Genomic DNA, 13,205 nt, shown 5'->3' on the forward strand with positions numbered 1-13,205 from the left:
CGGTCAGGGCTGGTGGATGACCCGCATTGCGTGTTCTCTGGCCGGTCCGCTGAGGGCGTCGTTCAGTTCGTCGAAGAGCCGGCCGGCCGTGACACCGTTCCATCCCGGTGGAAGGAGGGGAAGGGGGAGGCCGGGATCGAGGTAGGGCAGCCGCCGCCACTCGGTGAGCATGGGCACATATTCGGCGAAGGCGTCTCGCGGGGTGAGTGTTCCGGCGCTCGACCGTTCGAGGACCGGACGGTACTTGTCGAGAAATGCGGCATAGAGGGTAGTGAGTGCGTCGAGATCCCACCAGGTGCGCACCTTCGTGCGGAGATCGCCGAAGCCGAGGTGTTCCGCGCTGTACATGTCGACGTATTCGCTGAGTCCTCGCCGTTCCAGCGTTTCCCTGGTCTCGCGCACGAGGCTTCCCGGTGCGATCCATACCCCCGGCGCGGTGGTGCCGAAGCCGAGACGGGTCAGGAACGTTCGGAGAATGTGCCGCTTGTCCCGTTCTGATTCGGGGATGGAGAAGACCACCATCAACCAGCCGTCTTCGATCTCGGCGCGCTTGCGATCGAAGATCCTGACATCGCCCTCGGCGAGTGCATCCAGAGTCTGCTTGGACAGCGAATAGCCCGCGGCGCCGTCGTGACGATGGGCTTCCAACGTTTCGCGTCGCTTGAGCCGTGAAATCGACGAGCGAACCGCGGCTCCGTCCACACCGAGATGGGACATCAGCCGGACCACGGAGGCAACCGACAACCAGTTCGACTCGGCCCGTGCGTAGAGCCCGAAGATCGTCACGATCAATTCGCGCGGTTGCAGCTCGTTCGATCGTTCGATGGCCAAGTCGTCGGCGAAGCTCTCCGTCGTCATGGATACACCATAACCATCGTCGCGGCCACGAAGCATCGGGTGGCCAGCAGGCGATCTATGCAATATTTCGTATCGTTGACGAGCGTAACAATCAGTGCATACGCTTGCGACGTCCATATCTATAGTGGGAAGGCCATCTATGACGCTGTCTCCGTCGGCGCACCTGGACTCGTTCTGCCGCGACAACCTCCCCCCGGAAAATCTGTGGCCGAACTTCGAATTCACCCTCCCGGAGTTGCGGTACCCGGACCGCCTGAACTGCGCATCTTCACTTCTCGACGACCAGGTCGCCGCCTTGGGCGGAGATCGCCCAGCGCTGCTCTCGCCGTCCGAAAACTGGACCTACGGGCAACTTTTGCGCCGCGCCAACCAGATCGCCCAGATACTCACCGAAGACTTCGGGCTGGTACCGGGCAACCGCGTATTGCTCCGCGGGCCGAACAACCCATGGTTGGTGGCTTGCTGGTTCGGGGTGGTGAAGGCAGGCGGCGTTGCCGTGACGACCATGCCGCTGCTTCGCAGCGGTGAACTGAGCAAAATTATCGACCTCACCACACCCTCGCTCGCGCTGTGTGATCACCGGTTCGCCGCCGACCTGATCGAGACCGGCCAGATCGGCGCTCTGTTCTACGGAAGTAACGAACCCACCGACCTCATCGCCCGCACCGCCGCCAAATCCGGGCGCTTCACCAACGTCGCCACCGCGGCCGACGATGTCGTTCTGCTGGCCACCACATCCGGAACCACCGGTACCCCGAAAGCGACGATGCACTTCCACCGCGACATCCTTGCCGTTGCGGACACCTTCTCGGCACGGGTACTCCGGCCGACTTCCTCGGACGTCTTCACGGGAACGCCACCACTGGCGTTCACCTTCGGGCTGTGCGGTCTCGTGGCCTTCCCGCTGAGAGTGGGTGCCGCGACGTTACTACTCGAGAAGACAATTCCGAGTGAGCTGGCCGACGCGGTACGGGAACACGCAGTGTCGGTGTTGTTCACCGCCCCCACCGCGTACCGGGCAATTCTCCGCGAGAACAAGGCGCAGAGTCTCGCCTCGGTTCGTCGCTGCGTGTCTGCGGGCGAGCATCTGCCGACAGCGGTGTGGGAAGAGTTCCACGAGGAGACCGGAATTCGCATCATCAACGGCATCGGTGCCACCGAAATGCTGCATGTCTTCATCGCGGCCAGTAACGACGACATCCGACCCGGGGCCACCGGGAAGGCCGTACCGGGTTATACCGCAGCGGTACTCGACGACGACGGACAGCCCGTTCCCGACGGCACACCGGGACGTTTGGCGGTGACCGGCCCGACCGGTTGCCGATATCTTGCCGACGACCGCCAGCACCAGTACGTCCAGAACGGGTGGAACATCACCGGAGATACGTATATTCGCGACTCCGACGGCTACTTCTGGTACCAGGCACGTAGTGACGACATGATCGTCTCGTCCGGCTACAACATCGCCGGCCCGGAGGTCGAAGAAGCGCTGGGCCGGCACCCCGACGTGAAGGAATGCGCGGTCGTGGGTCTGCCCGACCCCGATCGGGGAATGATCGTCCACGCGGCAGTCGTACTGATCTCGGACACCGTGGGCAGCGACACCAAGGTCCGCGAACTCCAGGACTTCGTCAGAAATCAGCTGGCACCGTACAAGTACCCTCGCAGTATCGATTTCCTCGCCCATTTGCCGCGCACCCCGAACGGCAAGATCCAGCGCTACCGGCTGCGGGAGTTCCGACGGGCCACGCGCTAGTCGCGCCTGAATTCGGCATTGCCGGCGAAAAACTCGGCGGAATCAAAGTGAGCGCAATCTGCACAGTCGACGCGTTCAGCGGATAGATCATCACCCAAAATGTTCCTAGTGTTGCAGATCACATCGTGAGCGAAGTCAGGAGATCTAGACCATGAGCGACTATCTCGGGATCGACGGCAAGACGGCCATCATCACCGGCGGCGCCACCAAGATCGGGCGCGGCGTCGTCGACTCTCTGCACGAGAGTGGTGTCAACGTCGTTGTCGCCGACATCGACCGGGACGGTGGCAAGATCGCTGTCGACGGCAAGAAGAACGCTCTGTTCAGCGAGACCGACATCACCGACGACGGGGCGATCGAGGCCTGCGTGGCTACCACCCTCGACACTTTCGGCTCCATCAACTTTTTGGTGAACCTGGCGTGTACCTACATCGACGACGGCGCCGAGTCCAGCCGCACCCAATGGACCACCGCTCTCGATGTGAACGTCGTGAGCGCCGCCATGTTCGCCGCAGCGGTCCGCCCGCACATGGCCGCGCAGGGCGGTGGCGCCATCGTGAACTTCGGTTCCATCTCCTCGAAGGTCGCCCAGACAGGGCGATGGCTGTACCCCGTTTCCAAGGCAGCCGTGGTGCAACTGACCCGGAACATGGCGATGGACCTTGCCGGCGACAACATTCGCGTCAACTCGGTGAGTCCGGGCTGGATCTGGTCGAAGGTGATGGATGAGCTCTCGGGGTCGGACCGGGCCAAGACCGACCGGGTAGCCGGGCAGTTCCACCTCGCCGGCCGAGTCGGAGACCCCACCGAGGTGGGCGACGTGATCGCGTACCTGTGTTCGCCCCGCGCCGCCTTCGTCACCGGAGCCGACTGGGCCATCGACGGAGGCTACTCCGCGATGGGGCCCGAACAGGCAACCCCGGCCATTCCGCTTCTCGCCCGATAACCGTCGACACAAAGGACTTTCTTTCCCATGCGCAAAATCACCATCGTTGGAGCCGGCCAGGCAGGACTTCAGCTCGCCATAGGTCTGGTCGACGCCGGGTACGACGTGACCGTCGTATCCAACCGGACTCCGGAGCAGATCCGTGAGGGCAAGGTCATGTCCAGTCAGTGCATGTTCGGCGGGGCCCTCGCGCGTGAGCGCGCCGTCGGACTGGACCTCTGGAGCGATGAATGCCCCTCGGTCGAGGGCATCTCGTTCACTGTCGCCGACAACGGAAACCAGGCCTTCTCCTGGGCGTCGCGCCTCGACCTCCCCGCCCAGTCGGTCGATCAGCGCGTGAAAATGCCCAAGTGGCTCGAGGAATTCGAATTACGCGGCGGCAAGCTGGTGATCCAGGATGCCGGGATCGGTGACCTCGAAGAGTTCGCTGCCGACTCCGATCTGGTGATTCTCGCCGCAGGCAAGGGCGAGATCGCGAAGATGTTCGAGCGGGACGCCACACGGTCGGTCTTCGACCGCCCACAGCGTGCCCTGGCGCTGACTTACGTCAACGGAATGGTGCCGCGGGAGGAACATTCCGCGGTGGCGTTCAACATGATTCCGGGTGTCGGTGAGTATTTCGCCTTTCCTGCGCTCACCACCAGTGGACCGTGCGAAATCATGGTGATGGAGGGCATCCCGGGTGGACCGATGGACTGCTGGGCGGATGTGACGACTCCCGAGGAGCATCTGGCAAAGTCCAAGTGGGTGGTCGAGACGTTCGTCCCCTGGGAGGCCGAGCGCTGCGCCGACATCACCCTCACCGATGACAACGGGATCCTCGCGGGTCGATTCCCACCCACGGTTCGCAAGCCGATCGGCGTCTTACCTTCGGGTGCGAATATCCTCGGGCTTGCCGACGTGGTGGTCCTCAATGATCCGCTCACCGGCCAGGGCTCGAACAACGCGAGCAAGTGCGCGGCCTCCTACCTTGCCAGCATCATCGAGCAGGGCGACCGACCCTTCGACGCCGCATTCATGACCAACACCTTCGAACGATATTGGGATTACGCCCAATACGTGGCGTCGTGGACGAATGCGCTACTCAGCCCGCCTCCGGAGCATGTGCTGACACTGCTCAGCGCCGCAGCCACCGAGCCGCGAATCGCTCGCCGGTTTGCCAACGGATTCGACGATCCGCGTGACTTCTTCCACTGGTTCATGACACCCGAAGCCGCCGCCCAGTACCTCACCGACGTCGCGAACTAGCATTCGCCCGAATCAACGATTGGAAGCCGTCAGTCATGCGCAGCATTGCTATCGTCGGAGCCGGACAGTCCGGGGCGCTACTGGCGCTCGCCTTACTCACACGTGACTTCCGCGTCACCCTGGTGACCGACCGAACGCCCGACGAGGTCCGGATCGGTCCCGTCATGTCCAGCCAGTGCATGTTCGACTCGGCACTGCAGATCGAGCGGGATCTCGGGCTCGACCGCTGGGAGGAGCGGTGCCCGCACATCGACACGATGGCGCTCACTGTCTCGAAAACCCATGACAGCAACGAGATCACGGTAACGACACCCTTGATCGGTTTCGCGCAGTCGGTCGACCAGCGCGTCAAGTGTGCGGATTGGGTCGACGAGTTCGTAGAACTCGGTGGCGATCTGATCATCAAGGCGGCGAGGCCCAGGGACATCGAAAATCTTGCCCACAGCCACGACCTGGTCATCATCTCGAGCGGCAAGGGCGACCTCGGACGACTCTTCCCCCCGGATTCGGTGAAATCGCCGTACAACCGGCCGCAGCGGGCATTGTCACTGGCGTACGTGAGCGGCCTTGCCGAACACCCCGCCGGTGCCGATCTCTCACTGAACATCGTCCCCGGGGTCGGGGAGTACTTCGTCCTTCCGGCGCTGACCACCACCGGCCCCTGTCATGTGATGGTGTTCGAAGGCGTCCCGGGTGGACCGATGGATTGCTGGGACGATGTCCACACTCCGCAGGCGCATCTCGAGCGCGCCAAGGAGGTGCTGGCAGAGCACTTCCCTGCGGAATTCGCCAGGACCGGAGACATCGCTCTCACCGATGAGGCCGGAGTATTGCGCGGCCGACTTACACCGACGGTCCGGCGCCCGGTAGCCGAACTTGCCTCGGGCAACGTCGTGCTCGGCATGGCTGACGCTGTTGTCCTCAATGATCCGCTCACGGGTCAGGGCAGCAACAACGCTGCCCACGCGGTCGCTGTGTACCTCGATGCGATCGTGAACCGGGGTGATCAACCGTTCGACGCGCAGTGGATGCAACGCACGTTCGACAAGTTCTGGCGCGGCTGGGCGCAATGGGCCGTGTCGTGGACCAACAGCCTGCTTCGTGGACCGTCCGACCCGGTCCTCGGGTTGTTCGCGGCGGCGCAGGACTCGCCGGCGCTGGCGTCGGCCATCGCCGCAGGCTTCGATGATCCACGTACCGTGCATAACTGGTGGTTCGACGCCGCCGAGGCGCAGCGTGTGATCGAGACCGGGCGGGCCGCCGAGCAGGCTCAGTTCGATCCCCGTGACCTACGGCGTGCTCTCGGCCAGTACGCCACGGGGGTAACGGTGATTACCGCGCGGGCCCCGGACGGTCGGAAGGTCGGTGTCACGGCGAACTCGTTCACCTCGGTGTCGATGGATCCGCCCTTGGTGTCGTGGTGTCCGGCGAGCAAGGCGCCGAGCCTCCCCGACCTCACGGCGGCCACGCATTTCACTGTCAACGTCCTCGCGGCAAACCAACACGATCTGTCCCGGCAATTCTCGACGCCGGCCGAGGACAAGTTCGCCGGTGTGGCGACCACCGAAGGAATTGCCGGCGTTCCCCTGATCGATGACGCCATCGCGCATTTCCAGTGCCGGACGGTCCAGCGAGTAGAGGCCGGCGACCACATCATCTTCCTCGGTGAGATCGAACAATATGATGCGGATCCCGGAGAGCCTCTGGTCTTCCACTCGGGGTCCTACCGCTTGGTGACCAAGCATCCCGACTTCTGACCGCCGCTGCTTCTCTACCGAAAGCGACACCACTCAATGGGTAAGTACATCGAAATCGCCAAGGGCTCCGGTGAGTCCTTCACCGCGTATCTTGCGGAACCGGCACAGGGTTCCGGCCCGGGACTGATTCTCTTACAGGAAATCTTCGGGATCAATGACTACATGCGGGACATGGCCGACCGCTATGCAGAGGAAGGGTACGTGGTCCTTGTCCCGGATCTCTTCTGGCGCTCGGGCGCTCGGCAGGAACTCGGTTACGACCAGGCCGGGTTCACCCGGGGGCTCGAATTGCGGGACGCACTCGACGAGGACCTGGCCGTCACGGACATCGGCGACACCGTCACGGCCCTGCGTGGCCTGGCCACTCACGTCGGCGGCATCGGCCTCATCGGATACTGTCTCGGCGGGCTGCTCGCTTACCTGTCCGCGGTTCGGCTCGACGTCGACTGCGCCATCAGCTATTACGGTGTCGGTGTCCACGACCACCTCGACGAAGCGGCCGAGCTGACCGTTCCCATGGTCTTCCATCTGGCTGAGCACGACTCCTACTGCCCCGAGGATGCCCGCAATTCCATCCGGAAGGCGTTCGGCGATAACGATCGGGTGCGTATCTACGACTACGCCGGCGTCGATCATGCCTTCGCCACCCACGGCCGCGAGGTTTACGAACCCCTCTCCGCCGGACTCGCCTACTCGCGCACCCTCGAGGTTATGCGTACCACTATCGGACCCCGACACGATCTGTCCGCACTCTGGGACCGGCACATCTATTACGAGTTCGAGGCCCGCGATGTTCCGGCCACCATGGCCACGATGGTCGACGAACCCTATGTCAACCACGTTCCAACGCTGACCGGTGGCGTCGGACAGAACGACCTCGCGCGGTTCTACGCCCACCATTTCGTGCACAACAACCCTGACGACACCAGGACGATTCCGATTTCTCGCACCGTCGGAGCCGATCGGATCGTCGAAGAGCAGTTGTTCTGCTTCACGCACGACCGCGAGATCGACTGGATGCTTCCCGGTGTCGCGCCGACCGGACGATACGTCGAAATTCCGTTGGTTGCTGTCGTCACCCTGCGCGGAGACAAGCTGTACAACGAGCACATCTACTGGGATCAGGCGGGTGTACTGGTGCAGATCGGGCTGCTCGATCCGACGGGGCTTCCCGTTGCCGGGACCGCACAGGGTAAGAAACTTCTCGACAAATCGCTTCCCTCGAACGGACTCATGCCCAGCTGGGCGAACAGCGAGGGCAAGCCGATCGCGTAGCGGCCCTACGCGCGGTGGCTGCTGGACCCGAAGTCGTCTGTCAACCGAGTGAGAAATGAACTCGGGACTCGTTCCCATTGTGGCTGCCACCTGCCGAGCTGCAGATCGGACTCGAGCGAGGCCACCACCTCGGCCACAGCTGGTCCTGCGTCGAGCACGACGCGGGGGAGTTCGCGGTCGGCACACAGGGCCAGAGCCGGTATCACGCACTCCTTCGCCTCCGACGTACGGCCGGCCGCGAACAAGCACGTGCAGTGCAGAAGCCGAGCCCTCAGGAGCGCTTTCGGCCGCGACTGCCGGGAGATACGCTCGAGCATCGCCTGCGACCGATGGCACGCGGTCGCCGTTGCTTCCTGATTCGTCGGCGAGGCAGCGTGGAGCAGGAGCCGAATGTCGGAGTCTTCATGCAGCTCTTGCGTGATCAGGTCGATCCCGCTTGTGTGTGAGGCGGGGTCGTCGCTGTCGCGGGGAACTGTCTGTGCCCATCGCGGATGCTCGTCGAAAATCGAAGGATCGGCCAGCGCCAACCGTATTCGCTCGTTCCGGATGCGGGCGGTCAGGCGCGGCAACGTCAGCATCGCGGCGATCTCGGCCCCTTCGTCGAGAAGTTGGTACGCGGCGCCCAGATTTCCGCGCAGCGCCTTGATACGAGACCCGGTGCCGTACGTCGCGAGCATGAAATCGACGATGCCGCCCTCGGACCGGAGGGTATGGCTGGCGTCGAGAAGGACTTCGGCCTCGGACACATGGCCCTGCTCGTACAGCAAGTCTCCCAAGATCGCGCCGGCCACGCGGGTTGCGTACGATTGCCCGCCGCCGGACTGTTTCGCCAGCCGTAGCGCTATCCGGAAGTATTTCTCGGCAGCGGTCGTGTCGAGCTGCTCGTGTGCGGCGATCCCCGCGAAGCAGTATCCGTAGAGGACGCTGAAGGGTCCCGACGTTTGCTGGTTGTAGGGAGTCGCCCACTCCTGCCATCGGCGGGCGGCGTCGTAATCGAACCGGTAGATCGCCTCGAACGACGCGACGTTCGCTGCCCCCGACACCACGAACGGCCGTACGGTCTCGGGGCGTTCGAGACAGTCCGAGATCCGCTCACCGAGCGTGACGGAATGATCGGCGAACAACTCGACGACGCCCCTGACCAACGAAGCCTCGATCAACAGGGCGGTCTGATCCCCGTCTGCGTGAGGGTGCTGGGTCAGCGCTGCTTCCGCGCGGTCCAATGCCCGAAGCGCCGAGGGCGCCGGGTGATGCAGCAGTACGTGCGACCAGGCCAACGCAATCTGTAACACTGGGTGTGCGAGCACCTGTCGGGGTGGGAGTTTGTCGATCAAACCGATGAGCGTCGCCATCTGGGACTGTTCGAGCAATCGCATTCCCTCGCGTTCCACCCACTGCACCGCCAGCTCGGGATTACCCGATGCCAAGGCGTGATCGACGGCCTCATTGAGCAGGTGGTGCTCACCGAACCAGTGGGAGGCACGGAGGTGGAGTTCGCCGACCATGTCCGGTTGGTCTCGCTCGAGCCGGCGACGCAAGAACTCTGCGAACAGGTGGTGGAAGCGGAACCACTCGCCGTCCTCGTCGAGTCTTCGCAGGAACAGGTCCCGGTTCTCGATTTCCTCGAGCCGAGCCTGGGCGTCACTGCTAGCTGTCAGCGCCGACGCGAGTCCGCCGCTGATGCGTTCGGTCACCGATGTTGCGAGCAGGAAGTGGAGAAGCTCGGGTTCGAGCGAGGTGAGGACGTTCTCGGCGAGGTACTCGCCGATCGCGTGGTGGCGCCCGGAGAGTTGCCCGATCAGGGTGGCCGGATCGGTGTGCCCGCGTAGTGAGAGGGAGGCCAGTTGCAGGGCGGCAACCCATCCGTCCGTCGTCTCGCGAAGATTGGCCATGTCGTCGGCGGTGAGGGCGAGTCCTCCTTGGTCGGACAGGAACGATCGCGCTTCCGGGAGGTCGAACCGCAGTGCAGTGGAATCTATTTCGACTAACTCGTCGCGAACCCGCAACCGGCTCAGCGGAAGCCCGGCTTGTGTTCGGCTCGTCACGATGAAGCGCAGGTGGTGGCAGTCGCTGTCGAGCAGAGTCGCCATTGCTGCGACGGTTGCCGCGTCGGAAACCCGGTGCCAGTCGTCGAGGACGACCGTGACCACCTCGCCCGTGTCATGGATCTCGTCGACGAGTGTGGACAGGACGTATCTGGTTGCGTGCTCACCCTGCTCTTGCAGCACCTGTGGGAGATCGCAGGCGAGTGCGGGCCTCACCAACGCAATCGCTTCGAGGAGGTGCGCCAGGAACCAGACGACATTGTTGTCGTCGTGGTCGATACTGAGCCAGGCGACGGGCGCCCCGGAGTCGGTCAGCAAGTCGCGCCACTGGGCGGCCAGGGTGCTCTTGCCGAATCCTGCCGGCGCATGAATCAGCGCGAGCCGCCGATCCCCACCGGCGTGCAGGGCCTCGATCAGGCGGCGCCGCTGCACCGTGGCGCGAGGCTGGGTACGTGGCCGGTACTTCGTCGACAACCGTGGCGGGGTCACCGACGGTGGCCCGGCATGAGCTTCAGGACCCTCGATCAGGTACGGGTGCCCGCGCTGCGTGACGTCCGCGTCCGCCGGAAGATCGGGGGATGTGGCGCGGGTGCGTCGTAGAGCTGTGCGGAGGTCCTGCTCGAGGATGTCCGCGGACACGTGGCGGCGCGTCGGGTCTTCCGACATCGCGCGCTCGATGACACGGCACACCTGCGCCGGGATTCCGGCCTGGCGGAGATCGGGCACCGGTTCGGAGGCTACTCGAAGAAATTGCGCGACCAGTTGTTCACCGTCGCGGCGCTGGAAGGCGGCGTGGCCGGTGATGAGGCAGAAAAGAGTCGCGGCCAGGCTGTAGAGATCGGACTGCACCGTCGGTGCCCGTCCGGTGAACACTTCCGGTGCGGTGAAGGCAGGCGAACCCAGCACTACACCGGTCCCGGTCTCGAAACCACCGTGGATGCGGGCGATGCCGAAGTCCGTGAGTTGGGGTTCGTCGTAGTCGGTGAGCAGGATATTCGAGGGTTTGACATCTCGGTGCAGGATCCCCGCCTGATGCGCTCTGCCCAAAGCGCGGGAGATCTTGATGCCTAGATCGAAGGCCTTCTCCCAGCCGAGCGGTCCGTCGCGACGAATGATCGCTTCGAGCGAGCCGTGGCGGTGGTACTCCATCACGATGTACGGCTGCCCCCGCGGTGTGCTCCCGGCGTGGTAGATGGTCACGATGTTCGGATGGCCCGACAGGCGGCCCATGGCCTGTTGCTCGCGGAGGAAGCGATTCCGGTTTTCGTCATCCACACCGGAGAGCACCTTGATCGCGACCGTCCGATCGAGGGCAGTCTCCATACAACGGTAGACGACACCGAACCCGCCACGCCCGATCTCCACGGGTTCATCGAAGCCGTCCAGGATCAGTTCGCCGGCTATCGCGTGGGGGGCGTCGGCTTGTGTCGCGAAGGGATCGGGGTCAGCCATCTCACCACCTCTGACCCAGTATCACACCAGCGCGGGTGCGGTCCAAGGTCCGTGTGGGCCGCGGCGGATCGCGCCGCGGCCCACACGGTCACTTCGGGCCCAGGGCCGGAAGGATCACTTCACGGCGATCGGCAGACTCGGGATGTAGGGAGCGTGGGCATAGTCTCCGGACAGCAGAGCCCCGGCGCCGGGGGCGATGGCAGGCAGATCGAGCGCCCGCATCAGTTGGTGCGCGGTGGAGACGGCGGCCGAGATCACCGGTTTGCCGAGTTCGTTTTCCACGATCTCGATCGATTGCAGTGACGGCATCTGGACGCACGCCGAGAGCACGATGACGTCGGCGTCCTGGTAGTCGAGTTGCTTCGCGATCTGCACGAGGTTGCGCGGATCGTGTGCGGCCACATCGAGATTGTTGGGAATCTCCAGCGCCCGGTAGTCACCGACGTCGATGCCCTGATCCTGGATGTACTCGACCACGAGCTGGGTGAGGGGCTTCATGTACGGCGCCACCAACGCGATCTTCTTCGCTCCCAGCACCTCGAGCGCGGAGACCAGCGCGCCGGCGCTGGTGACCACGGGCGCGGGGGCGCCGTTGTCGAGGGTGATCTGGGCCAGCTTCTGTTCGGAGACGCAGTGGTAGCCCTTGCCCATGCTCATGATGGCCACCAGGCAGGCGTAGCCGAGGACGTCGACTCGTGCGTCGGAGAGTTCGGCGGCGCATCGAGTCGAGTCGGCGTCCATCGCCTCGAGTTCCTCCTTGGTCACCTCCTTCATCCGCATGCGGCTCGAGTGGAAGGTGAATCGCTCGGGGGCGACGGTTTCCCGCGCCCGGAAGAGGGCGGGTATTTCCGTTTCCATCGTCACGTTGGAGCTCGGCACGATCTGGCCGATACGGTACGGGCGGTTGCTCATCGGGCTTCCCTTTCTGATCGGGCAGGCATCAGCGAGCGTCGATGACCGGGTTGCTCAGCGTTCCGATCGATTCGACGGTGCACTCGACCACGTCGCCCGGGGTGAGGAACTGCTGGGGCACGAAGCTGGCGCCGACGCCGGCGGGGGAGCCGGTGGCGATGACGTCTCCGGGCTCGAGGGTCATCCCGGAGGTGACGTCCTCGATCAGCTCGGGGATCGTGAAGAGCATGTAGCGGCTGTTCGACTTCTGCTTGACTTCGCCGTTCACGCGCAGGGACAGGTCCAGGGCGTGCGGGTCGGCGACGTCGTCCGCGGTGCGGATGACCGGTCCGAGCGGCGCGTACGAATCCTGTCCCTTGGAGAAGAACCACTGTCCGCCGCGACGCTGGTCCCGGGCGCTGATGTCGTTGATGATGGTGTACCCGAAGACGTAGTCGAGTGCGTCGCCTGCCGACACGTTCTTCGCGGTGCGGCCGATGACGACGGCCACCTCGCATTCCCAGTCGAGCTGGTTGGTGAGGTTCGCGTTGTGGCGGATCGGCTCGCCGGGGCCGACGACCGCGGTGCCTGGCTTGCTGAACAACACGGGGCGCTGGGGCAGATCCTTGTCGGTGTCGAGGGTCCGTGCCGACTCGGCGACGTGCTCGGTGTAGTTGAGGCCGACGCCGATGATCTTGCCCGGGCGCAGCGGGGCGTGCACGGTGACGTCGGCGATCGGGAGGCTGAACTGCTGCGCCCGGTCACTGGCCACCAGCGCGGTCAGTGCGGCGAGACCCGCACTGCCCTGGTGGATCAGGGTCGACAGATCGGCCGGCACCTCGGCGCCGGTGCTCCGTGCCAGGGCGGTGACGTCGATGACCGTGTCGTCGCGCTGGACGCCGAGCCTGGGGGTGTTGTCACGGGTGGAGAAGGTCAGAAGAATCATGAACGGTCCTTGTTCTGGGGGTTGGTGATGG

General features: G+C 64.3%; 9 protein-coding genes. 5 read left to right on the plus strand and 4 right to left on the minus strand.

What is annotated here, in order from left to right; all coding sequences use genetic code 11:
* Positions 1-3: 3 nt before the first annotated feature.
* Complete coding sequence (locus tag GFS60_RS21085) at positions 4-858, minus strand: PaaX family transcriptional regulator (RefSeq protein ID WP_159924259.1); 855 nt, start codon at positions 856-858, stop codon at positions 4-6.
* Positions 859-997: 139 nt separating this feature from the next.
* Here GFS60_RS21085 and GFS60_RS21090 point away from each other — a divergent pair, with 139 nt between their 5' ends.
* From GFS60_RS21090 to GFS60_RS21110, 5 genes are all read left to right on the plus strand, one after another.
* Positions 998-2,614: an AMP-binding protein gene (locus GFS60_RS21090; RefSeq protein WP_159924261.1), complete on the plus strand. Its 1,617-nt coding sequence runs from the start codon at positions 998-1,000 to the stop codon at positions 2,612-2,614.
* A gap of 151 nt (positions 2,615-2,765) precedes the next feature.
* Positions 2,766-3,560 (plus strand): SDR family oxidoreductase, encoded by a 795-nt coding sequence (locus GFS60_RS21095; RefSeq protein ID WP_159924263.1) that lies wholly within the window; start codon positions 2,766-2,768, stop codon positions 3,558-3,560.
* A gap of 27 nt (positions 3,561-3,587) precedes the next feature.
* Entirely contained in the window at positions 3,588-4,808 is a 1,221-nt protein-coding gene (locus GFS60_RS21100; protein WP_159924265.1) for a styrene monooxygenase/indole monooxygenase family protein, read from the plus strand.
* A 35-nt stretch (positions 4,809-4,843) separates the two neighbouring features.
* Entirely contained in the window at positions 4,844-6,565 is a 1,722-nt protein-coding gene (locus tag GFS60_RS21105) for a flavin reductase (protein ID WP_159924267.1), read from the plus strand.
* Positions 6,566-6,601: 36 nt separating this feature from the next.
* The gene (locus tag GFS60_RS21110; protein ID WP_159924269.1) at positions 6,602-7,840 is read left to right on the plus strand and encodes a dienelactone hydrolase family protein; all 1,239 of its coding nucleotides are present in this window, start codon (positions 6,602-6,604) and stop codon (positions 7,838-7,840) included.
* A 5-nt stretch (positions 7,841-7,845) separates the two neighbouring features.
* Here the strand turns inward: GFS60_RS21110 and GFS60_RS21115 are convergent, their stop codons facing one another.
* From GFS60_RS21115 to GFS60_RS21125, 3 genes are all read right to left on the minus strand, one after another.
* Positions 7,846-11,337: a serine/threonine-protein kinase gene (locus tag GFS60_RS21115; RefSeq protein ID WP_159924271.1), complete on the minus strand. Its 3,492-nt coding sequence runs from the start codon at positions 11,335-11,337 to the stop codon at positions 7,846-7,848.
* A 114-nt stretch (positions 11,338-11,451) separates the two neighbouring features.
* Positions 11,452-12,249 (minus strand): maleate cis-trans isomerase family protein, encoded by a 798-nt coding sequence (locus tag GFS60_RS21120; protein WP_280123272.1) that lies wholly within the window; start codon positions 12,247-12,249, stop codon positions 11,452-11,454.
* A gap of 28 nt (positions 12,250-12,277) precedes the next feature.
* Positions 12,278-13,174, minus strand: coding sequence for a fumarylacetoacetate hydrolase family protein (locus GFS60_RS21125; RefSeq protein ID WP_159924273.1), 897 nt, complete (start codon positions 13,172-13,174; stop codon positions 12,278-12,280).
* Between the last annotated feature and the right edge of the window lie 31 nt (positions 13,175-13,205).

It is taken from the genome of Rhodococcus sp. WAY2 (genome assembly GCF_009859915.1).
Taxonomy (GTDB): Bacteria; Actinomycetota; Actinomycetes; order Mycobacteriales; family Mycobacteriaceae; genus Rhodococcus_F; species Rhodococcus_F oxybenzonivorans.